The sequence below is a fragment of the Gillisia hiemivivida genome, assembly GCF_007997295.1.
Taxonomy (GTDB): Bacteria; Bacteroidota; Bacteroidia; order Flavobacteriales; family Flavobacteriaceae; genus Gillisia; species Gillisia hiemivivida.
On the sequence record NZ_VORY01000002.1, the window covers coordinates 276,020 to 297,728 of the forward strand.

Annotated in this window: 21 protein-coding genes; 13 read left to right on the forward strand and 8 right to left on the reverse strand. The window is 33.5% G+C overall.

Annotation, left to right across the window (positions count from 1 at the left end; genetic code table 11):
• The first annotated feature begins 87 nt into the window (after nucleotides 1-87).
• Nucleotides 88-489, forward strand: coding sequence for a hypothetical protein (locus ES724_RS03545; RefSeq protein ID WP_026838270.1), 402 nt, complete (start codon nucleotides 88-90; stop codon nucleotides 487-489).
• A 61-nt stretch (nucleotides 490-550) separates the two neighbouring features.
• Here ES724_RS03545 and carB read toward each other — a convergent pair whose 3' ends face one another.
• Nucleotides 551-3,403 (reverse strand): carbamoyl-phosphate synthase large subunit, encoded by a 2,853-nt coding sequence (gene carB, locus ES724_RS03550; protein WP_146929644.1) that lies wholly within the window; start codon nucleotides 3,401-3,403, stop codon nucleotides 551-553.
• 105 nt (nucleotides 3,404-3,508) lie between these two features.
• On the reverse strand, nucleotides 3,509-3,667 hold the full coding sequence (rpmH, locus tag ES724_RS03555) for a 50S ribosomal protein L34 (protein WP_006990417.1): 159 nt from the start codon (nucleotides 3,665-3,667) through the stop codon (nucleotides 3,509-3,511).
• Between the two features lie 164 nt (nucleotides 3,668-3,831).
• Between rpmH and ES724_RS03560 the strand changes: the two genes are divergently transcribed.
• Both ES724_RS03560 and ES724_RS03565 read left to right on the forward strand, forming a co-directional pair.
• The gene (locus ES724_RS03560; protein ID WP_146929647.1) at nucleotides 3,832-4,347 is read left to right on the forward strand and encodes a tetratricopeptide repeat protein; all 516 of its coding nucleotides are present in this window, start codon (nucleotides 3,832-3,834) and stop codon (nucleotides 4,345-4,347) included.
• A 134-nt stretch (nucleotides 4,348-4,481) separates the two neighbouring features.
• Entirely contained in the window at nucleotides 4,482-5,189 is a 708-nt protein-coding gene (locus tag ES724_RS03565) for a TlpA family protein disulfide reductase (RefSeq protein WP_146929650.1), read from the forward strand.
• An 80-nt stretch (nucleotides 5,190-5,269) separates the two neighbouring features.
• Here the strand turns inward: ES724_RS03565 and ES724_RS03570 are convergent, their stop codons facing one another.
• Nucleotides 5,270-6,202 carry a lytic transglycosylase domain-containing protein gene (locus tag ES724_RS03570; RefSeq protein ID WP_146929653.1) on the reverse strand — a complete coding sequence of 311 codons (933 nt, stop codon included), beginning with the start codon at nucleotides 6,200-6,202 and terminating at the stop codon, nucleotides 5,270-5,272.
• Nucleotides 6,203-6,220: 18 nt separating this feature from the next.
• Complete coding sequence (locus ES724_RS03575; RefSeq protein WP_170249844.1) at nucleotides 6,221-6,904, reverse strand: alpha/beta fold hydrolase; 684 nt, start codon at nucleotides 6,902-6,904, stop codon at nucleotides 6,221-6,223.
• Nucleotides 6,905-7,503: 599 nt separating this feature from the next.
• Here ES724_RS03575 and ES724_RS03580 point away from each other — a divergent pair.
• On the forward strand, nucleotides 7,504-7,809 hold the full coding sequence (locus ES724_RS03580; protein WP_146929945.1) for an N-acetyltransferase: 306 nt from the start codon (nucleotides 7,504-7,506) through the stop codon (nucleotides 7,807-7,809).
• Here ES724_RS03580 and mtaB read toward each other — a convergent pair.
• The 3 genes from mtaB to ES724_RS03595 form a co-directional block, all read right to left on the reverse strand.
• On the reverse strand, nucleotides 7,806-9,140 hold the full coding sequence (gene mtaB, locus ES724_RS03585; RefSeq protein WP_146929659.1) for a tRNA (N(6)-L-threonylcarbamoyladenosine(37)-C(2))-methylthiotransferase MtaB: 1,335 nt from the start codon (nucleotides 9,138-9,140) through the stop codon (nucleotides 7,806-7,808). The two genes, ES724_RS03580 and mtaB, sit on opposite strands and share 4 nt — an antisense overlap.
• A gap of 285 nt (nucleotides 9,141-9,425) precedes the next feature.
• Nucleotides 9,426-10,598 (reverse strand): GlmU family protein, encoded by a 1,173-nt coding sequence (locus tag ES724_RS03590; RefSeq protein ID WP_146929662.1) that lies wholly within the window; start codon nucleotides 10,596-10,598, stop codon nucleotides 9,426-9,428.
• A 148-nt stretch (nucleotides 10,599-10,746) separates the two neighbouring features.
• On the reverse strand, nucleotides 10,747-10,998 hold the full coding sequence (locus ES724_RS03595) for a type B 50S ribosomal protein L31 (RefSeq protein WP_026838261.1): 252 nt from the start codon (nucleotides 10,996-10,998) through the stop codon (nucleotides 10,747-10,749).
• A 181-nt stretch (nucleotides 10,999-11,179) separates the two neighbouring features.
• Here ES724_RS03595 and ES724_RS03600 point away from each other — a divergent pair, with 181 nt between their 5' ends.
• The 7 genes from ES724_RS03600 to ES724_RS03630 all read left to right on the forward strand — a co-directional run bounded on the left by ES724_RS03600 (nucleotide 11,180) and on the right by ES724_RS03630 (nucleotide 18,214).
• Entirely contained in the window at nucleotides 11,180-11,710 is a 531-nt protein-coding gene (locus tag ES724_RS03600; RefSeq protein ID WP_146929665.1) for a DUF4199 domain-containing protein, read from the forward strand.
• A 15-nt stretch (nucleotides 11,711-11,725) separates the two neighbouring features.
• Complete coding sequence (locus ES724_RS03605; RefSeq protein ID WP_146929667.1) at nucleotides 11,726-12,685, forward strand: glycosyltransferase family 2 protein; 960 nt, start codon at nucleotides 11,726-11,728, stop codon at nucleotides 12,683-12,685.
• Between the two features lie 45 nt (nucleotides 12,686-12,730).
• On the forward strand, nucleotides 12,731-14,461 hold the full coding sequence (locus ES724_RS03610) for a phospho-sugar mutase (protein WP_146929670.1): 1,731 nt from the start codon (nucleotides 12,731-12,733) through the stop codon (nucleotides 14,459-14,461).
• Between the two features lie 9 nt (nucleotides 14,462-14,470).
• A complete protein-coding gene (locus ES724_RS03615; RefSeq protein WP_146929673.1) occupies nucleotides 14,471-16,294 on the forward strand; it encodes an ABC transporter ATP-binding protein in 1,824 nt (607 codons plus the stop codon).
• Between the two features lie 370 nt (nucleotides 16,295-16,664).
• Nucleotides 16,665-17,210, forward strand: a complete 546-nt coding sequence (locus ES724_RS03620) for an RNA polymerase sigma factor (RefSeq protein ID WP_146929676.1) — start codon at nucleotides 16,665-16,667, stop codon at nucleotides 17,208-17,210.
• 38 nt (nucleotides 17,211-17,248) lie between these two features.
• Nucleotides 17,249-17,758 carry a hypothetical protein gene (locus tag ES724_RS03625; protein ID WP_146929678.1) on the forward strand — a complete coding sequence of 170 codons (510 nt, stop codon included), beginning with the start codon at nucleotides 17,249-17,251 and terminating at the stop codon, nucleotides 17,756-17,758.
• A gap of 3 nt (nucleotides 17,759-17,761) precedes the next feature.
• A complete protein-coding gene (locus ES724_RS03630) occupies nucleotides 17,762-18,214 on the forward strand; it encodes a hypothetical protein (RefSeq protein ID WP_146929681.1) in 453 nt (150 codons plus the stop codon).
• Between the two features lie 75 nt (nucleotides 18,215-18,289).
• Here the strand turns inward: ES724_RS03630 and ES724_RS03635 are convergent, their stop codons facing one another.
• Entirely contained in the window at nucleotides 18,290-19,333 is a 1,044-nt protein-coding gene (locus ES724_RS03635) for a WD40/YVTN/BNR-like repeat-containing protein (RefSeq protein ID WP_146929684.1), read from the reverse strand.
• 73 nt (nucleotides 19,334-19,406) lie between these two features.
• Here ES724_RS03635 and ES724_RS03640 point away from each other — a divergent pair, with 73 nt between their 5' ends.
• Nucleotides 19,407-20,618 carry an RsmB/NOP family class I SAM-dependent RNA methyltransferase gene (locus ES724_RS03640; RefSeq protein WP_146929686.1) on the forward strand — a complete coding sequence of 404 codons (1,212 nt, stop codon included), beginning with the start codon at nucleotides 19,407-19,409 and terminating at the stop codon, nucleotides 20,616-20,618.
• A 10-nt stretch (nucleotides 20,619-20,628) separates the two neighbouring features.
• A complete protein-coding gene (locus ES724_RS03645) occupies nucleotides 20,629-21,405 on the forward strand; it encodes an endonuclease I family protein (RefSeq protein WP_146929689.1) in 777 nt (258 codons plus the stop codon).
• Nucleotides 21,406-21,709 lie beyond the last annotated feature (304 nt).

Consider the following 21,709-nt stretch of genomic DNA (forward strand, 5'->3'; position numbering starts at 1 on the left):
TAAAATTACGTGAAATTCCCTATGTAGAAAAGCAATAATTTTTAATAAAGTGCTAGAAGCCTTATCTTGTAAAAAAAAAGTTATTTTATGAAAAAGTCATTATTTATTATTGCTATCACTGCATTACTATTTACAAGCTGTAGCCCAAAACTCGTAGGAACCTGGAATGTAGACAGGTATGAAGTTGACAATCAAAAAGGACAAAACATAACCACTCAAAACGCAGGTGAAATTATAATTAATAAAAATGGAACAGGTGAAAAGAACATAAATTATAGTATGTTTCAAAATGAATTTAGTGATTTACAGAAATTTCGCTGGAACATGCAGGGAGAAGATCTTATTACCATCACTAGCACCAACTCTATTGAAAAATCAGATTTTGACAAAACATGGATAATGGTTACCAATTCTAAGAAAAAACAGGTTTGGAAATCTACAGATGGAAGAAACTCTGTTCAAATACTGGAATTGAGCAAGAAAGATTAAACAAAAACTACAAAACAAAAAAAATGCTGCCCTTTGGCAGCATTTTTTTTATATTCTTTTTTTACTTGCTTAAGTACATTTTTCTTCTCGCATATAAATCGTAAAAGATATCATCCTTTAAATCATCTATAAAAAGAATACTTTCTCCTGTACTCTTCATTTCCGGACCAAGTTCCTTGTTTACATTATGGAACTTATCAAACGAAAATACCGGTTGTTTAATTGCATACCCAGTTAACTGAGGATTAAAATCAAAATCTGTCACCTTCTTCTCCCCTAGCATCACCTTAGTTGCATAATTCACATAAGGTTCTCCATATGCCTTCGCAATAAAAGGAACGGTACGAGAAGCTCTAGGATTGGCTTCTATGATATACACCACATCATCCTTAATAGCAAATTGGATATTGATCAATCCAACCGTTTTTAAAGCCAATGCAATTTTATTAGTATGATCTTTTATCTGTTGCATTACAAGATCTCCTAAATTAAATGGAGGCAGTAAGGCATTGGAATCTCCGGAGTGAACCCCACAAGGCTCTATATGCTCCATGATCCCAATTATATATACATTCTCGCCATCGCAAATAGCATCTGCTTCGGCCTCTATGGCTCCATCTAAATAATGATCTAAAAGCAACTTATTATTAGGCATCTTTCCAAGAAGATCTACAACATGCTCCTCTAGCTCCTTTTTATTGATCACTATCTTCATTCCTTGTCCACCTAAAACGTAAGATGGTCTCACCAAAATTGGAAAATCAAGTTCGTCTGCTATTGCCAAAGCTTCGTCTGCAGTTTCAGCAACTCCAAATTCCGGAAATGGAATATCATTTTCTTTCAATAACTCGGAAAAACTACCTCTGTCTTCTGCAAGATCCAAAGATTGATAACTTGTCCCAATAACCTTGATCCCGTATCTATCTAATTTTTCAGCAAGTTTAAGTGCAGTTTGCCCTCCAAGTTGAACAATTACGCCTTCTGGTTTTTCATGTCTAATAATATCGTAGATATGCTCCCAGAAAACAGGTTCGAAATATAATTTATCTGCAACATCAAAATCTGTAGAAACAGTTTCTGGGTTACAATTGATCATTATGGTCTCATATCCACATTCTGAAGCTGCAAGTACCCCGTGCACACAACTATAATCGAATTCTATTCCTTGACCAATTCTGTTAGGCCCAGATCCTAGAACTACAATTTTCTTTTTATCGCTAACCTTACTCTCATTATCTACATATCTCGTTCCATCTGCCCTTTCAATTTCTGCTTCAAAAGTTGAGTAATAATAAGGAGTTTCTGCTTTAAATTCGGCAGCGCAAGTATCTACCAATTTAAAAATTCTATTAATATTTAGTTCATCTCTTTTCTTATAAACCTGACTTTCTAAACATTTCAACATATGAGCGATCTGTCTATCTGCAAAACCTTTTTGTTTAGCTTCTAACAACAAATCTTTAGGCAAGGTATCTATGTTGAATTTAGAAATCTCTACGTCCAAGGCATATAACTCCTCGTATTGTTTAAGGAACCACATGTCTATTTTAGTGATTTCATGAATTCTGCTTAACGGAATTCCAATCTGGATAGCATCATAAATAACAAATACTCTATCCCAGCTTGCATGCGTTAACTTATCTATTATCTGTTCGTAGTTGGTATAACTTTTCCCATCTGCACCAAGTCCGTTCCTCTTTATTTCTAAAGATTGAGTTGCTTTATGCAAGGCTTCCTGGAAGGATCTTCCAATTCCCATCACTTCTCCAACAGATTTCATTTGAAGACCCAACGTACGATCGCTACCCTCAAATTTATCGAAATTCCATCGTGGAATTTTTACGATAACATAATCTAGAGTAGGTTCGAATAATGCCGATGTAGATTTAGTGATCTGATTCTCTAATTCATCTAAAGTAAATCCAATAGCTAATTTGGTTGCTATTTTTGCAATAGGATAACCAGTTGCCTTCGATGCTAAAGCTGAAGATCTTGAAACTCTTGGATTTATTTCAATCGCAATAATGTCTTCATTTTCATCTGGACTAACCGCAAACTGCACGTTACAACCTCCGGAAAACTCACCAATGTTTCGCATCATTTTGATAGCAAGGTCTCTCATTTTCTGATAAGTGACATCGCTCAAGGTCATTGCAGGTGCTACAGTAATAGAATCTCCTGTATGGATTCCCATAGGGTCCATATTTTCTATAGAACAAATAATAACCACATTATCATTCTTATCTCTTAAAAGCTCTAATTCATATTCTTTCCAACCCACTAAGGCTTTATCTATTAAAACCTCATGAATAGGCGAAGCTTCAAGTCCTCGAGTAAGCAATTCACCAAAATCTTCTGCCTTGTGTACAAAAGCCGCACCACTACCTCCAAGGGTGAACGAGGCTCTAATAACCAATGGAAATCCAAATTCCTGTGCTACTTCCTTTCCTTGTAAATAAGAAGTAACCGTTTTAGCAGGAGCAACCGGAACTCCGATTTTACCCATTAACTGCTTGAACTTCTCTCTATCTTCAGTAATATTAATAGCATCTATATCTACACCTATCAATTTTACGCCAAAATCTTTCCAAATACCTTTCTCATCTGCTTCAATACAAAGGTTCAAGGCAGTTTGTCCTCCCATAGTTGGAAGAACGGCATCTATATTTGGATGTTTTTTAAGAATCTCTACAATAGATTTGGTAGTAAGTGGTAGTAAGTAAACATGATCGGCCATTGTAGGGTCGGTCATGATAGTTGCCGGATTGGAATTGATTAGCACTGTTTCAATCCCCTCTTCACTAAGTGATTTAAGAGATTGAGCACCTGCATAATCAAACTCACAAGCTTGACCAATCACAATTGGGCCGGAACCGATTAATAAAACACATTTAAGTTGGCTGTTTTTAGGCATTTTAAAGAGGAATTTAATAGTTATATAATGACAAGGAAACGATTAGATATAAAAAAAGGCGTTACTTATAAAAGTAACACCTTATTATTTCAATACTAATTTTCATTAGTGTTTATGTCTAGTTTCTGAAGAAACAGATAATTTTTTTCTACCCTTTGCACGTCTTCTAGCTAACACCTTTCTTCCGTTCACACTCGCCATGCGCTCTCTGAATCCGTGTTTGTTTTTTCTTTTTCTCTTGGATGGTTGAAATGTTCTTTTCATTTTAATTATCTTTAATCTTCTGTGGAATTCTTGGGTTAACTAGTTTAGACCTATCTCTAAAACTGCGGGCAAATATACAAAGACTTATATATCTTCCAAAAACAAATTTAAAATAATTTGTAATTGTTTTTATTAACTTTGCGCTCTTAAAAAAAAGTAGCTTTATGTTCAATAAAAATTTCAAATTAGTAATAGCCGGATTAATTGTAATCGCATCTGTGTGGCAATTCATAGAAGGTCACATAGGAAATGGTATTATGCTAATTCTTCTCTCTTTGATCTTCATATTTTTATATTTTAAAAATGAAATGATCCTTATGGCATTTTTAAGACTTAGAAAACAAGATTTTCCGGGAGCTAAAAAATGGTTGGACAAGATAAAAGATCCTGAAACTGCACTTACGCAAAAACAACAAGGATACTATTGGTACCTAAATGGCCTAATGCTTTCTCAAACCAATATTACCAAGGCTGAAAAATACTTCAAAAAAGCTATTAAATTAGGTTTAGCAATGGATCAAGATCTTGCGATGGCAAAATTAAATCTTGCCGGAATTGCAATGACAAAAAGAAGAAAAAGGGAAGCACAAATGCTTCTTACCGAAGCTAAAAAACTGGATAAGCATGGAATGCTAAAAGAGCAAATAACCATGATGAAGCAGCAAATGAAAAAAATATAATACTATAAGTGTTAACAACTTAGGGGATAACTTTTTAAACATGCACTTTAACTAATATAACGGGGTTTGAACGAAAAATTTTCGCAAGCGCTTACATCTAACTTATCTTTGAGAATGTAAGTCAAACCCCGCATATGACAAAACTATTACCCCTCTTTAGTTTACTATTATTAGTATCCCCCATTTTCGCTCAACAGGAAGAAAATAAGATATTCTTTTCTGAAGCACTTGGTTTGCACCTTCCTAAATACGAATCTAACGCAGAAAAGGCTTATAGCCGACGAGATTATAAAGAAGCAACCAGACTTTTTGATTCTTTGGTAGAATATGGCTTAAATGGGAGCTATATGAACAACTTCCAGTTTAATCAAATTAACAGCAAAGAGGTTTCTTTATACGATTTTAAAAAACCAACTTACTTAATAACATACGCTTCGTGGTGTGTAACTACCGAAGGAGAAATTCCTGCAATCAATGAACTTGCTAATAAATATAGCAATGAAATAGATTTTATAATCCTTTTTTGGGATGATCAAAAAACAACAAAGAAAATGGCAAAATCATATAACAAGAATATTAGGGTGTTATATGTAAATGAATTAAACAATAAAGGAGCGTATGTTGTTAGTCAATTAAAGCATTCTCTAGGCCTTCCAACAACATTTCTATTAAACAAGGACAAAATGATCCTTGACATTAGAAGAGGCGTTACGCATTCTTTAAATAAGAGTTTTGAAGAATCTTTCGATCTAAATTATAATTTGATTTATGATGGTATTGCTAATCACTTATTAAGTGATAAAAAATACAATACAAATCAAGAAACTGTTGCAATCAATTAACACATAGGTTATTTGCAGTTTACAAAAAAGGTGGCCAATTAATTGGCCACCTTTTTTGATTGTTTTTTAATTCCGAAATGTTATTTATAATATCCTTTTTCAGGAATATCTAAATAGTAGGATTTCCTAGATTTATTATTCAAATAGGAATCTCTTAACCATGGGTTGTGAATCTTTAATATTTTATAATTAATATCCAGGTCTTTGGCAAAAGCAGCAAAATCTGTAACAGCAGTATCTACTTTTACCCGATACGTTGGAATATCTTTATATAGTTGATCTTCATCATAATTGAATCCGTATTTTTTCGGATTGCTCATAATCTCCTTAAGAGCAAGGATCCTAAATACATATCGTCCAGTTTCTTCTCCTAACAGCAAGTCATAATACTTACTCACATCTTGCCTCTCCAATTGTCTTAACACTCCCGTATTTCCAGCATTATAAGCCGCAGCAGCCATAGTCCATGTCCCAAAGCGTTCTTTAGACTTCTTTAAATATTCACAAGCAACTCTCGTAGATTTCTCAATATGATAACGCTCATCTACATTATCATTGATCTCAAGTTTAAAATCTTTTCCTGTTCCCTCTAAAATTTGCCAAAAACCAACTGCTTTAGCTGGTGAAACGGCTTGAGTAAGTCCGCTTTCTATAACGGCTAAATATTTGAAATCATTAGGCACACCATATTCTGCAAGAATTGGCTCAATAACAGGAAAATATTTGTTGGCTCTTTTTATGAGTAATAAAGCATTAGATTGCCAATAGGTATTAACTAATAATTCCCTATCCATCCTTTCATAAATATCAGGATTATCTATTGGTACAGGCTCCCCTGCAAAATTTAAATTTTCAGGCATTGGCAATGCATTAATCGCATAATGCTCTGCTACAACCTTAGTTTTTGGGTCTGGGGTAATCTCAGCTTTCGGAACTTCTTGAACTGCTTGTATACTAACAGCACAAATGATAATGAATCCAACGCTCATCAATAATATTTTCAAAATCTTCATATATTATAATTTTAATTTTTAGTCTTCTTTTTTACCTGTCAAAATAATGGAGGGAAGATGTTTATTGAACCACCTAAATCTATTCACAACCATAATATGAGTTCCTCCTTTCACGGTTATACACCCATTTATATACTTATAAGGAAAGACAAGATCTAGATCCCCATGAATATGTACAATTCCTGGAATTGGCTTTTCACAATCCCAATTAATCATATTCTCAATTGCCCAATCTACATAACTCACATCGATTATAGATAAGTACTTTTTATAAAGTTTTGCTCTTTTCTTTAAAAAATCCCCGAATGCCAACTTTTCAAATTGATCTATATGATTCAATAAACTGGTAGGTAAAAATTTCACTAAGCCTTTATTAGATGCATACCTCATTCTTCTAGGCAGTTCTCTCCTGCACTTAACGCTGGAAATAATAATTAGCCTTTTTAACTCTAAATATTTACTCATCTCTTGTACAACAATCCCTCCAAAAGAGACACCAATCAAAACAATATTATCATGTTTAATAAAAGAGTTCATTCTTAATGCGTATTCTTTTAAAGTTTCGTAAGGTTCTGGTATCAGCCATTCCAACAAATGAATCTGGAATTGATCTTCAGGTAATTTTATATGCTCAAAAACCGAAGGGTTAGCCGCTAAGCCTGGCATAAAATACACATGCACAATTTCATTGTTAATCAGCATTTTAACAGGTATGTGATATTAATATGGGAAGTATTATCATGAATTTACTGTTCAAATTACTGCTATTTTCCTGGCTTTTACAAATAAGAACTATTAAATTATAATGGAGAATACAAATAACTGTATGTCCGCTTTTGTTCCAGTAAATAGTTTTTTATTAATTGATTACAGTTTGTTATCGTCATGCTGAACTTGTTTCAGCATCTCAAATATATGGTATAAGACCCTGAAACAAGTTCAGGGTGACGCGACCATTTCAAATAGGATAATTTGGTCACTGGACTCTAAACGGATATAAATACAAATAATCTATCCCATTCCAAAGGAAAAATAAATCGCAGTTATTTTTCATCTTATCATTCTTATTATTTTACTAATTACTGGAATCAATAAAAATTAAAACAATTTTCTTTTCAAATATTCAATATCTCCTATGAATTTAAAAATAAGCCCAATTCTAATGCTCAACGCCTGAAAATTCTATTATATAGCTAAAGAACAGTGTTAAAAACGGTTGAAATGCACACATAATTGAAATGATAGTTAAACAAGCCTTAAAAATACCTCGTATTGAAGTATCTTTGAATAAAAATCTTACAATGATGATTGATGTAGAAATAAAAATTACAGACAATGAGTTTTTAAGACAATTTGAATCTGTGATCAACGAAGAGTTAGTAATTGTAGAATATTCTCAGCAAGAGCGAAAAGTGTTCTTAACAAAACTTAAAATGCCAGAAATACTTAAAGATGGCGGATATTTAGAACCATTTTTAGAGGCATTATTAAGTTATATTCAGGAAGGAACACATAAAGTGGTGCCTACAAATCCTGAAATTGCTAAATATATGCGCAAGAATAGAAGAAAATATAAAGATCTTTTGCCAGTAGGAATGAATATTTAATTCGCGATCTCCAGCTCATTATAAGTAAATCTTACAATTCCATCCTCATCAATTTTATCTAATTTAATTTGATGAAGGGTATTAATTAACTCTGGATTCCACGGAGTTTTTACTTTTACATAATTTTCTGTAAATCCGTGAATATAGCCCTGTTTATTTTCACCTTCGAATAATACAGTGTGAGAGGTTCCCAACTGACTTTCATAAAATGCTCTTCGCTTTTTAGCTGAAAGTCCCCTTAGCATTTTACTCCTCTTTTTTCTTACACTTAATGGAACAACATCTTCCATTTCTGCCGCCAGTGTATTTTCTCTTTCAGAATAAGCGAAAACATGCAGATAAGAGATATCCAATTCATTTAAGAAATTATAAGTTTCTAAAAAGCGCTCATTTGTTTCTCCAGGAAACCCAACGATCACATCTACTCCTATACACGCATTTGGCATCACCCTTTTAATCTGACTTACCTTTTCTACATACAATTCTCGTAAGTATCTGCGGCGCATTGCCTTCAAAATTTCGTTACTTCCACTCTGCAAAGGGATATGAAAATGCGGCACAAAACTATTGCTTTGGGCCACAAAGTCTATAGTTTCATTTTCAAGTAAATTAGGCTCTATAGATGATATCCTCAACCTATTGATGCCTTCTACTTCATCTAATGCTTTAACTAAGTCTAAAAAGGTATGTTCATGCTTCTTGTCTCCAAACTCACCTTTCCCATAGTCTCCAATATTTACTCCGGTAAGTACAATTTCCTGAATTCCTTTAGCAGCGATTTCTGACGCATTATTTAAAACATTCTGTAAATTATCACTTCTGGAAATTCCTCTTGCTAATGGAATTGTACAATAAGTACATTTATAATCGCATCCATCTTGCACTTTTAAAAAGGCTCTGGTTCTATCTCCAAAAGAATAAGCACTTTCGTAAAAATCGGCATCTGCAATCTCACAAGAATGAATTTCAGCAAATTCTTGTTTTGTTAGATCATTTAGATAATCTGTGATTTTGAATTTTTCTGTAGCTCCAAGAACTAGATCTACTCCATTAACATCTGCTAGTTCTTCAGGTTTTAATTGCGCATAGCACCCAATAGCAATTACAAAAGCATCTTCGTTAACTTTCTGAGCTTGTTTAACGATAGACTTAAATCTTTTGTCGGCATTCTCTGTTACAGAACAGGTATTTATTACATAAATATCTGCTTTTTCAGAAAATTCTACCTTTTGAAAGCCTTCATTTTTAAAAGAACGAGCAATAGTGCTTGTTTCAGAAAAATTGAGCTTACAGCCCAACGTATAAAAAGCTACTTTTTGAAGATTTGCCATTGATTAAATCTTTAATCCCTCATTGAGGGTTTAATTCCCCGAGGCTTGCCTCGAATTTTTAAAAGTATTTTCCAAGTCATACCTCGTGGGCTTGCCCCGAGGTTCTTGATTCCCTCATTGAGGTTTATATCCACGAGATTTATCTCGATTTTGAAATTAGTCCTAGAACCCTAGGTGTCGATATTACATCCCAAGGTGTTCAACTAATTACCATTAAATTTTGGGATGCAAATATACCAACAAATCTTGGGTTCATAAAATGTATACGGAATGAGAATTAGGCATTTACTCTCTTCTCCACTTTTTAGAATCTTCAAACACCTGCTCTAAAATCTCCTTATCATCCTCAGTAAACTCGATGCCTCGTCGTTTCATCACAATTTCTGCTACCTCAAAAGCTTTAGATGTTTTATAAGTGGTCATTCCTCCGCTACCGCCCCAACTAAAACTCGGAATAAAATTCCGAGGAAACCCGCTACCAAAAATATTTGAACTCACTCCTACAACTGTTCCGGTATTAAACATGGTATTAATTCCGCATTTACTATGATCTCCCATCATTAATCCGCAGAATTGAAGACCTGTTCTAGCAAACCCCTCTGTTTCATAATCCCAAAGTCTTACTTCAGTATAATTATTTTTAAGATTAGAGTTATTGGTATCGGCACCAAGATTACACCATTCTCCAATTACTGAATTTCCTAGAAATCCATCATGACCTTTATTGGAAAAACCAAAGATCACCACATTATTAACTTCCCCTCCAACCTTGGTGTGAGGACCAATTGTTGTTGGACCATATATTTTAGCGCCTAATTTTAAAGTTGCATGCTCACAAAGTGCCAGAGGCCCTCGAACCAAACTTCCTTCCATTATTTCTGAATTTGCTCCTATATAAATAGGGCCCTCAGAAGCATTCAAAGTTGCAAATTCTACCTTTGCTCCTTCTTCTATGAAAATATTTTCCGGCTTTACCACATTATTAGAAGCAGGGATAGGCTGAGAATCCCTGTCTTGTTTAAGCAGCTCAAAATCTGCAGCAATAGCAGCTCCATTTTTCGCGAAAATGTCCCAAGTGTGTGCTATCTGAAAAGCATCACCAGCAAGTTCCAAAGTTGTATAGGTAGAAAAATCTACTTCTTGATCTTCTAAAGTATAAAATGCGACGATATCCTCTTCATAAAAGATAGCCTCATTTTCTTCTAGATTTTCAATTTGAATTAATAATTCTGGAGTGGGTAGAAAAGAAGCATTTATCATAATATTTCGCTCCATTTCTACCATTGGCCATTTGTTAGACAAGTAGTCCTCGGTTACTGTAGAAGTGGTTGTACTTAACAAATTCTCCCATTTTTCCCGGATAGTAAGAATTCCAATTCTAATATCTGCAACCGGTCTAGTAAAGGTAAATGGTAAGAGTTGGTCTCTAGAAGAACCATCAAAAAGTATATAATTCATGTCCTATAATTTGAATGCTAAAATACTAATGAAATTCCATTATTTAAATTGCTTGCTTGAGTATATTTTCTACTTAAGATTTAAAGAAAACTATTCCATAAAAAAAGCCTTCATTTCTGAAGGCTTTAAAGGATCACTAAAACAAGAATTATTTCTTGAATTTAGCGTATTTGTTCTTGAATTTATCAATTCTACCTGCTGTATCTAATAATTTAGATTTCCCAGTATAAAATGGATGTGATGTTCTTGAGATTTCCATTTTAACTAATGGATACTCAGTTCCTTCAACTTCAATAGTTTCTTTAGTGTTCGCGGTAGATTTAGTAAGAAAGACTTCTTCGTTAGACATGTCTTTAAATGCTACTAATCTATAATTTTCCGGATGGATTCCCTGCTTCATCTATTTATTCTTTAAAATGGTGTTCGTTTTTCGAGTGGCAAATTTAATCATTTTTAATAAATATCAAACTATATCCTCATTATTTTTTCAATGATATCAACAAAACATTAAATATCTATGTTTGTAACGAATTGTTATATTTGTTAACTAACCACAAAACTAATCTTTCAAAATCAATTTTATGGAAAATCAACAAGCTACTGCTAAAAAATTTGTGCTTAATTATGGACTGTTATTAGGAATTGTCTCTGTTATTTTTGGAGTAATTATGTATGTTACCAATGTATATCTAGATCCAGGCATAATTTACACACTTATTGGATTCTTAGTTCTAATTACCATTATATCCTTAGGTATAAAAGCTTTTAAGTCTGAAAATGGTGGGTTCTTAAGTCTTGGGGAAGCTATAAAAGTAGGTATTGGAGTAGCAGTTATTGGTGGTATTATCGCAGCAGTTTGGTCGTTTGTTCTTATGAATTATATTGAACCAGATTATATGAACCAAATGATGGAAGTTAACCGTGAGAAAATGGTAGAGTCTTCACCAGACCTTACAGAAGCTCAATTAGACGCAGCTGCAGAGATGACTTCTAAATTTACCTCTCCTATAATGGTCGTGGCTTTTTCTTTAGTTGGAAACTTGTTTTTCGGACTAATCATATCTTTGATCGCAGGATTGATCATGAAGAATAAAAATCCTATGGAAGGATAGTCTAAATAAAATTGAATGCAACTATCTATAGTTATTCCTCTATTAAATGAGGAAGAATCTTTAACAGAATTATATAATTGGATTGTATCGGTGATGCAATCCAATTCTTATTCTTATGAAATAATTTTTATTGATGATGGCAGCACAGATGGGTCTTGGAAAACCATTTCTAATTTGGCTGTACAAGATGTCAATGTAAAAGGAATTAAATTCAACAGAAATTACGGAAAATCTCAGGCATTACATGCGGGGTTTCTAGAAGCTTTAGGCGATGTAATAATTACAATGGATGCAGACCTTCAGGATAATCCTGAAGAGATCCCGGAGCTATATGATCTTATACAAAAAGAACATTTCGATCTGGTTTCAGGCTGGAAAAAGAAGCGATACGATTCTGTTCTTAGTAAGAATTTGCCTTCCAAACTTTTTAATGCGGCTGCAAGAAAAACTTCAGGAGTTAAACTACACGACTTTAATTGCGGTTTAAAAGCTTATAGAAAAGAAGTTATAAAGAATATAGATGTGTATGGTGAAATGCACAGATACATTCCCGTTTTGGCTAAAAATGCGGGATTCAGTAACATTACAGAAAAAGAAGTTAAACATCAAGCCAGAAAATACGGGAAGACCAAGTTTGGAATGGATCGGTTTATTAACGGATTTCTAGACCTTATAAGCATATGGTTCTTATCTAAATTCGGCAAAAGACCTATGCATTTATTTGGTGCCTTAGGAGTTCTAATGTTCTTTCTTGGGTTTTCGGCCGCTGCATGGATTGGTGTTTCTAAACTTTATAAGTTGTACCACCAATTACCAAATATATTGGTTACACAAAATCCCTGGTTTTTTATCTCTCTAATTTTGATGGTGATAGGAACTCAGTTCTTCCTTGCCGGATTTTTAGGAGAACTTATTTTAAGAAGTAGCCGTGATACCGAAAGATACTTAATAAGTAAAACTACCGGAATCCAATAAGCTCTTTCCGCATTATTCGTTATTTTTGATTAAAATTTTGATCTCATGACTCAAATTAAAACCGATATCCTATCTAAAGCCAAACTTTGGCTAACCGATACTTTTGACGAAGACACACACACGCAGGTAACTAATCTTATAGAAAATAATCCACAAGAACTGGAGGAAAGCTTTTATAAAAATATGGCTTTTGGAACTGGAGGAATGCGTGGGGTTATGGGTGCAGGTCCAAACAGGATCAATAAATATACTTTAGGCAAAAACACACAAGGTCTCTCCAATTACCTTAAAAGGGAGTTTGAAGGAGAAGAAATTCGGGCCGTAATCGCATACGATTGTAGAAAAAACAGTAAGGAATTTGCACAAATAGTTGCAAATATTTTTTCAGCAAACGGAATAAAAGTCTTTCTGTTTTCTGAACTAAGACCAACTCCAGAATTATCCTTTGCAGTAAAACACTTGGATTGTCACTGCGGAATTGTACTTACTGCAAGTCACAATCCTCCTGAATACAATGGTTATAAAGTATACTGGCAAGACGGTGGGCAATTAGTACCGCCACAAGATAATAAGATCATTGAAGAAATTGAGTCTTTAGATTACTCTGAAATAAAATTTGAGGCAAACCCATCATTAATTGAATTTATAGATAAAGAAGTAGATGAAGCTTTTCAAGCTGCTTCAGTAAAAAACGGAAGTTTTGGCACTTCTTCTTCAGCAAAAGAAAATTTAAAAATAGTTTTCACCTCTTTACATGGAGCTTCCTCTACTGCAACTCCTCAAGTTTTAAAGAAAGCTGGTTATGAGAATGTTTATTTAGTTGAAGAACAGGCAGAACCGAATCCCAATTTTCCTACTGTAAAATCTCCAAACCCAGAAGAACCTGAAGCCTTAAAAATGGCTTTAAAACTAGCAGAAAAGGAAAATGCAGATATTGTAATAGGAACAGATCCTGATGGAGATCGTTTAGGAATCGCTGTAAGAGATCTAAATAATGACCTTTTGTTACTTAATGGGAACCAAACCATGGTAGTAATGACGTGGTTCTTATTAGAGCAATGGAGAAAGAAAAATGAATTAGACAAAAATTCTTTTGTAGCCTCTACAATAGTTTCTACTCCAATGCTAAAAAATATCACTCAAGCTTATGGTGCACAATATCATGAAGTTTTAACTGGATTCAAGTGGATTGCTAAAATGATAAAAGATCATCCAGAGATGGACTTTGTTGGTGGTGGTGAAGAGAGTTTTGGATTTATGGTTGGCGAGTTTGTTCGTGACAAGGATGCTACTACCGCTACCCTACTCGCTTGCGAAATCGCAGCCCAAATGAAAGAAAATGGAAGTTCTTTTTATAAGCAATTAATAGAACTTTATAAAGAATTTGGCTATTATAAAGAAGAATTGATCTCTCTTGTAAAAAAAGGAATTGAAGGAGAATTACAGATCAAACAAATGATGGTAGATCTTAGAGAGAATCCTTTAAAAGAGATCAATGGAGAAAAAGTAGTTCTTATAGAAGATTATCAGGCTTCAATCTCCAAAAACATGCAAGATCATTCGGAAACCCTAATAGATCTTCCAAAATCTAATGTTTTAATCTATTATACTGAAGAAGGTTCTAAAATAGCTGCTAGGCCTAGTGGTACTGAGCCAAAGATAAAGTTTTATATCAGCGTCAACGAAGAATTAAAATCTTCTGAAGATTTTGAAAAAGCACAAAAATTACTACAACAAAAAATTGCCGGAATTAGAGCAGATCTTCAGGTAGATTAAAATTAACGAATGACCTATTTTAGAAAAATCCTTGAATATGCGAGGCCATATAAGCGGTTCGCAGTTTTAAATATTGTTTGTAATATTTTTTATGCGCTTTTTAGCACGCTTTCTTTTATCGCACTAATTCCTGTTATCGATATTCTTTTTGATAAAAGTAAAAGAGTTGCTATAAAACCAAATTATGAAGGGTTTTCTAGTGCCAAAGACTATTTAGTAGACTATTTTAATTACCAGGTTACTCAACGAGTGATCGAAGATGAAGTATCAGCATTGATTTTTATATGCGGAATTGTTGTTTTGCTTTTCTTTCTAAAAAATTTGTTTGGATACCTAGCGGCATTTTTCATTACATTTCTTAGAAATGGAGTACTCCGTGATGTTAGAAATGCTTTGTATAATAAAATACTTCACCTACCCATTTCATATTTCTCGGAAAAGAAAAAAGGAGATACTATTTCCAGGATTACTGCCGATGTTAATGAAGTACAAACATCTTTCCTTTCCATTCTGGAACTTATTGTTAGAGAACCACTAACTATTATCTTTACTATTATTGCCATGTTAGTGATAAGCGCTAAGCTTACCATTTTTGTATTTATATTTTTACCCATCTCTGGATTTATAATTTCATTGATTGGGAAAAAATTAAAAAGTCAGTCTTTAAGAGCGCAGGAGGAAAATGGGAATTTCTTATCTATTGTAGAGGAAACTTTATCTAGTTTAAAAATTGTAAAGGGTTTTAATGCTGAAGATAAGTTTCAAAACAAATTTCAGGAATCTACCAATAAGCTAAATGATATTTTAAATAGTCTTGTTAATAGACAGAACTTAGCATCTCCAACCAGTGAATTTCTGGGGATCTTTGTAATTGTAATTATTCTATGGTTTGGTGGGAATATGGTTTTAATTGAAGAAAGCTTAAATCCAGCAGCTTTTATTGCCTTTCTAGGTTTAGCATACAATATATTAACTCCAGCAAAGCAAATTTCTAAAGCTACCTATTCGGTAAAAAAAGGAAATGCAGCTGCAGAAAGAATTATTGATGTTTTGGAAACCCCTTCAACTATTGTAGATTCTAAGAATGCAGTTATTGCAACCGACTTCAAATCAACGGTTCAAATTGAAAATATAGATTTTAAGTATGAAGATGAATTGGTCTTAAAGAATTTCAGCTTAAATGTTCCAAAAGGAAGTACTGTTGCTTTAGTGGGACAATCTGGTAGCGGAAAATCTACTATTGCGAATCTTGTTACACGCTTTTACGATGTGAACTCTGGAAGTATAAAAGTAGATGGAGTAGATATTCGTGAGATCACAAAGAGATCGCTACGAGACCTTATGGGATTGGTGACTCAAGATTCTATTTTATTCAATGATTCTATCAGAGATAATGTGGCATTAGGGAAAACCAATGCTACAGAAGAGGAGATTATTGAAGCTTTAAAAATAGCAAACGCTTGGGAATTTGTAAAAGACTTACCTAAAGCCTTGGATACTAATATTGGAGATAGCGGAAATAAATTAAGTGGTGGCCAAAAGCAGCGCCTTTCTATAGCCAGAGCGGTTCTTAAGAATCCACCTATCATGATCTTGGATGAAGCAACTTCAGCATTAGATACTGAGAGTGAAAAATTGGTTCAGAAAGCATTAGAAAATATGATGAAGAATCGAACTTCTATAGTAATTGCACACAGGCTATCGACTATTCAGAATGCAGATCTAATTGTAGTAATGCAAAAAGGAGAGATCGTAGAGCAAGGTAAACATAATGAATTACTCCTTAAGGATGGAACTTATAGGAGGCTAGTAGAAATGCAATCTTTCGAATAATCTTGGTTATATGTATACGAAACCACTTTATTAATTGAGACAAGCTTTTATCTTAAACCTGCTTTTTTGGAATAAAAAAAAGGATGAAGTAGGTTCATCCTTTTTTTAAAGTAATTTTCATCTTGGGGTAAATGAAAATTTAGGTTTAATTCAATTCATAATCTTTGGGGCAAAAAAAGATTAAATAATATTAACACTTCAAAGATATAAGAATAATTGGCTTCTCCAAATAAATTATGTATTTAATCTAAAATAAATGTATTTAATCGTCTATAAAACTTTTTTTCCTACAATATTCCTACAAAAATGCTTTTATAGAGGTTATTAAGTCTACATTTCTTAATACATTAATGTTAACTAATTTTAATATTTGAAACTAAAGGAAGAAATTTTACTAAAAAGGCTCCAAGACCCCAAAACTCTTAAAAATGCTTTTGGGGAGTTAGTTAGGCTATATAATGAACGATTGTATTGGCATATAAGAAATATGGTAAAAGATCATGACGATACAGATGACATTCTTCAGAACACTTTTATTAAGATCTTTAAGAATATCCATAGCTTTAAAGGGGACAGCCAACTCTACTCCTGGATGTACCGTATTGCAACTAATGAATCTCTCACGTTTTTAAATAATAAGTCTAAACGGATTCATTTAAATTCAGAAGAACTTCAGAAGAATTTAATTGAAAATTTAGAAAGTGATGTTTATTTTGAAGGAGATGAAATTCAGCTTAAACTTCAAAAAGCTATTGCAATTCTACCCGAAAAGCAACAATTAGTATTTAATATGAAATATTTTCAGGAATTAAAATATCGGGAAATGGCTGATATTTTGGGCACAAGTGAAGGTGCACTCAAGTCATCCTATCATATTGCCGTTAAAAAGATTGAAGAATATTTAAAATTGGATTAAACCTTGCTATGTATTAAGAGTCTAATAATTAGATGAAAATGGATTTAGAAAAATATAAAAACAAATCTGGTTTTAAGATCCCAAATAATTATATGGAGAATTTTGAAGCTAATTTATTTGAAAAACTGGAAATCTCTTCTGAAAATGACAAAGAGAGTAAATCTGGATTTCAAGTACCACAGGATTATTTTAGTACTTTAGAGAGCCGGATACTTTCCAAAGTAGCTTCGGATAGTTCAAAAGGGAAGATTATAAATTTATTTTCAAAGAAGAGATTATACTATGCCTCTGCAGTAGCCGCAATATTTATTGTGATGCTTAGTACATTTTTATTTAATTCTCCAGATAGCAATTCCATAAATACAATAGAATATGCAGCTTTGGAGGAATATATAAATGAAGAAGATTTAGATTATTACGATATTTCCAATCTTATTTATGAAGATGGATATATAATAGAAAGTTTAAATGCCTCCAATTTTAATGAAGAAGCCATTTTCGATTATTTAAGCGAAAATGTTGAAGACTCAGGATTAATAATAGAATAATAAATGAAAAAAATTACACTAATAATTATACTTTTTATAAGCTTTTTTGGAGTTCAGGCCCAAGAAGATAAAAACAAAGAAGAACACAGAGAACAAATAAAAGCTATGAAAGTAGCGTTTATAACTCAGGAAATGCAAATGGATGCAGCTCTGGCTCAAAAATTCTGGCCTATTTACAATAGGTATGAATGCAAAAAAAAGGAGTTGCATAGAAGAGAGCATGGTGAAATTAAAAATATTGAAACACTCTCTGAGCAAGAGGCCGAGAAATTGATCCAAGAATATCAGGAAATTGAGAATGAAGAATATCAAATTAAAAAAGCCTTGTTTTCAGATCTCAAAAAGATCATCTCAGCAAAAGAAATCATTAAACTTCAAAAGTTAGAGTCAGATTTTAATAAAAAACTTTGGAAGGAATATAGAGACCGCAAAGATGCAGAACGTAAACGAAATTAGATAGAATATAAAAATAAGTTTTGGTTGGTTAGTTAGAATTTCCGGGTCTCGCGATCCGGATTTTCGATTTTAGACTTATTTTCTAAACTTCAGTTTTGCAATTCTATTCTTTCCAGCTGCATAAGCCGTAGAGTCATTAACAAAGCGAATAGTATAAAATCCATCTGAAGACAAATTATTCCAACTTTTTCCGGTATCCTTAGAATAGGATATCCCTGTAAAACCAACAGCAACCAATTCATATCCATTTTTTCCCGGTACATATCTCACACTACTTTTATATCCCGGCTCCTGCCCTATTGCAACTAATTCCCAGGTCTTTCCACCATCTTTAGTAACTGCTTTGTTAGCTAGATTTTCATCTGGCTTAGTATAATCTCCTCCTATAATGAAACCTTTATTCTCATCATAAAAGTCTAAGCTGTATCCTCCTTGCGTAGCAGTGCCTTGAATAATTGGAGTTTCAAATACCTCCCATGTTTCTCCTTTATCTGGAGAGAAAAATATACGAGATCTCATTCCTCCAGATAAGATCCAGGTTTTATTACCTTGAATAGCAATATTGGAGTTACTGGCTGCAAATGCAGCTTCTCCTTCTGCAGAAGCTGGCAAATTCTCACATGAAATTTTACTCCAAGTTTTCCCTCCATCACTGGTTATAATTATAGAGAGACAATTATCTACGGGATCTCCCATAGCAATGCCTTCAGAATCATTCCAAAAAGCCATAGAATCATAAAACACATTTTCATTCTCCTCTTTATATACTAATTCCATGCTTCCTGAATCTCCTGTTTTATACAATAAAGCAGGATTTCCAACACTTAACATAAAGAAATCTGAATTTGTACTAGCCACCGCACGAAACTCTGGAGCAAGTGTATCATATCTCTGAATATTCGTTTTCCAGATTTTTTTCTGAGAATCGTACATTCCGTACATACCATTGTTTGCCGCAAAAGCAATGTTATTTCCCATTAACTCAATAGCTCTGACACTAATGGAGTCTTCTAAAATTGTTTCAACCTCTACGGAAGTAAAAAAAGAAGGGGTAGATTTCTTCTCTTTGGAATTGCAACTAATAATTAATAACAGGCTAATAAGGTAGAATAGTTTCATCAATAAGAATTTGATTCAAATATAAAATAATCGACGTCAAAATTGAGTACCTTTGCCACCTTAAAATTAAACTATGCGTTTACACCGAAATTTAGTATTTGCAACCATCGATGCATTATCAGATATCTTCAATGAAGGAAACTATGCCGATAAAGTTATTGAAAAAACACTAAAACGCGATAAGCGTTGGGGTTCCCGTGATAGAAGTTTTATTGCAGAAACCGTTTACGAAATTGTACGTTGGAAACGATTATATACTGAAATTGCTGAAGTAAAAGCTCCATATTCCAGAGAGAACTTATTTAGAGTATTTGCTGTTTGGGCAACTTTGCGAGGGGTTACGCTACCAGATTGGAAACAAATTGAGCCTACTCCAAGCCGAAAGATCAAAGGAAAGTTTGATGAGCTTTCTAGAATTAGAAAGTATAGAGAATCTGTTCCAGATTGGATGGATGAACTAGGCGTAAAAGAATTAGGCGAAAAGGTATGGGAAAAAGAAATCCACGCATTAAATGAACAGGCTCCTGTTGTACTTAGAGTAAACACTTTAAATACTACAAGAGATAATTTGCGAAGTGTATTAAATGACGAAGGAATTAAAGCAGAGCCTGTCAAAGGATATCCTTATGCTTTACAACTAGAGGAGCGATCTAATGTTTTTAGGACTGAAGCCTTTAAAAAGGGATTTTTCGAAGTTCAAGATGCGAATTCTCAATTAGTAGCAGAATTTCTAGATGTTAAACCAGGAATGAGAGTCGTAGATACTTGCGCAGGTGCAGGAGGGAAAACTCTTCATATTGCTGCTTTAATGGAAAATAAAGGGCAAATAATAGCAACTGATATTTATGAGAATAAATTAAAGGAACTAAAAAGAAGAGCAAAAAGAGCTCATGCGCACAATATAGACCCTAGATCTATAGAATCTACCAAGGTTATCAAAAAGCTCTATGGAACTGCAGACCGTGTTCTTATTGATGCTCCTTGTAGCGGATTAGGTGTTCTAAGTAGAAACCCAGATGCTAAATGGAAGCTTCAGCCAGAGTTTATAGAGAAAATCAAAATTACTCAGGCCGAAATCTTAAACACCTATTCTAGAATTGTAAAGGATGGCGGGAAATTGGTATATGCAACTTGCTCTATTTTACCTTCAGAAAACCAAGGACAAGTAGAAAAGTTTCTTGCCAGTGAACATGGGAAAGATTTTAAGTTGATTAAAGACAAGAAATTATTATCATCAGAATCTGGATATGATGGTTTTTACATGGCAATTCTTCAGAAAAACTAAGGCCTAAGTAATGGGAATTAGGGTTTTATTTATAATATTTTCCTTTCTAATGCTTTCAGGATGTAAATCTGAAAATAGAAATTCAGAAATTGCACTTGAGAATGCAGAAGAACTCAATATTCCTACTGAGCTTATTTCCTATTATAAAAATATAGATTTTTGTCTTCAGGGAAATGACCTAAAAGAAGATTTGGCAATTACTACTATTGCCAAGCACAGCCGATTTTTAGAATATTACGAAAGACATCAGTTTTTGTATTTGGCAGATGAAGATCCCTCGAATTCTAAAAATGTTTTATTGATCTACTCAGGAGAAAGTCGAGATAAAAGGGAGTTTTATTCCAGCAGCAATAAACATCAACCTCAAACCTTCAATACAGAGCATATTTATCCTCGTTCCTATATAGATAATAATGCAGAAGCAGATCTTCATCATTTGAGAACTGCAGATATAAAAATTAATGCTCAAAGAAGGAACTATCACTTTACATCTGGAAGCGGAAAATACAAATTGATCTCCAATAATTCTTGGTATCCCGGAGAGAAATGGGTAGGAGATGTTTCCCGAATGATCTTTTATTTAAATTTAAGGTATAACGAAGACTTCAAATCTGTTGGAAAGCTTGAACTGTTCTTGAAATGGAATGCACAAGATCCGGTTTCTGCAATTGAAATTCAGCGAAACGAAATTATTTTCAAAGCTCAGGGAAACCGAAACCCATTTATAGACAACCCATATTTAGCATCATTAATTTGGGGCGGCTCTAAAGCCCAAAATAGGTGGTAAATATTTCAATCAAGAACCTCGGGGCAAGCCCACGAGATATGAATTGGAAAATACTTTTAAAAATTCGAGGCAAGCCTCGGGGAATTAAACCCTCAATGAGGGATTAAAGCTTACAAAGCTCAAAATAATCTGCATTTGAGTATTTCCGAAAACTGATTGGAACCCTAAAAAGTATGAGATAGAGGTTTTTCCAAATTAACCTGCTCCAAATGGCGAAATACTAACTTTTCCTTGAAGTATTATTTTTAAATATTAGAATTTGATCGGTTCTTCAATATCCAAACTTTTTCACAACGCTAATTAA

Bases quoted from the DNA above. Each gene is read 5' to 3' on its own strand.
- ES724_RS03560 (WP_146929647.1), top strand. From the start codon at position 3,832: ATGTTCAATAAAAATTTCAAATTAGTAATAGCCGGATTAATTGTAATC.
- ES724_RS03600 (WP_146929665.1), top strand. From the start codon at position 11,180: ATGGAAAATCAACAAGCTACTGCTAAAAAATTTGTGCTTAATTATGGA.
- ES724_RS03565 (WP_146929650.1), top strand. From the start codon at position 4,482: ATGACAAAACTATTACCCCTCTTTAGTTTACTATTATTAGTATCCCCC.
- ES724_RS03575 (WP_170249844.1), bottom strand. From the start codon at position 6,904: ATGCTGATTAACAATGAAATTGTGCATGTGTATTTTATGCCAGGCTTA.
- ES724_RS03610 (WP_146929670.1), top strand. From the start codon at position 12,731: ATGACTCAAATTAAAACCGATATCCTATCTAAAGCCAAACTTTGGCTA.
- ES724_RS03605 (WP_146929667.1), top strand. From the start codon at position 11,726: ATGCAACTATCTATAGTTATTCCTCTATTAAATGAGGAAGAATCTTTA.
- ES724_RS03635 (WP_146929684.1), bottom strand. From the start codon at position 19,333: ATGAAACTATTCTACCTTATTAGCCTGTTATTAATTATTAGTTGCAAT.
- ES724_RS03645 (WP_146929689.1), top strand. From the start codon at position 20,629: ATGGGAATTAGGGTTTTATTTATAATATTTTCCTTTCTAATGCTTTCA.
- ES724_RS03595 (WP_026838261.1), bottom strand. From the start codon at position 10,998: ATGAAGCAGGGAATCCATCCGGAAAATTATAGATTAGTAGCATTTAAA.
- mtaB (WP_146929659.1), bottom strand. From the start codon at position 9,140: ATGGCAAATCTTCAAAAAGTAGCTTTTTATACGTTGGGCTGTAAGCTC.
- ES724_RS03545 (WP_026838270.1), top strand. From the start codon at position 88: ATGAAAAAGTCATTATTTATTATTGCTATCACTGCATTACTATTTACA.
- ES724_RS03580 (WP_146929945.1), top strand. From the start codon at position 7,504: ATGATGATTGATGTAGAAATAAAAATTACAGACAATGAGTTTTTAAGA.
- carB (WP_146929644.1), bottom strand. From the start codon at position 3,403: ATGCCTAAAAACAGCCAACTTAAATGTGTTTTATTAATCGGTTCCGGC.
- ES724_RS03615 (WP_146929673.1), top strand. From the start codon at position 14,471: ATGACCTATTTTAGAAAAATCCTTGAATATGCGAGGCCATATAAGCGG.
- ES724_RS03640 (WP_146929686.1), top strand. From the start codon at position 19,407: ATGCGTTTACACCGAAATTTAGTATTTGCAACCATCGATGCATTATCA.
- rpmH (WP_006990417.1), bottom strand. From the start codon at position 3,667: ATGAAAAGAACATTTCAACCATCCAAGAGAAAAAGAAAAAACAAACAC.
- ES724_RS03590 (WP_146929662.1), bottom strand. From the start codon at position 10,598: ATGAATTATATACTTTTTGATGGTTCTTCTAGAGACCAACTCTTACCA.
- ES724_RS03625 (WP_146929678.1), top strand. From the start codon at position 17,249: ATGGATTTAGAAAAATATAAAAACAAATCTGGTTTTAAGATCCCAAAT.
- ES724_RS03570 (WP_146929653.1), bottom strand. From the start codon at position 6,202: ATGAAGATTTTGAAAATATTATTGATGAGCGTTGGATTCATTATCATT.
- ES724_RS03630 (WP_146929681.1), top strand. From the start codon at position 17,762: ATGAAAAAAATTACACTAATAATTATACTTTTTATAAGCTTTTTTGGA.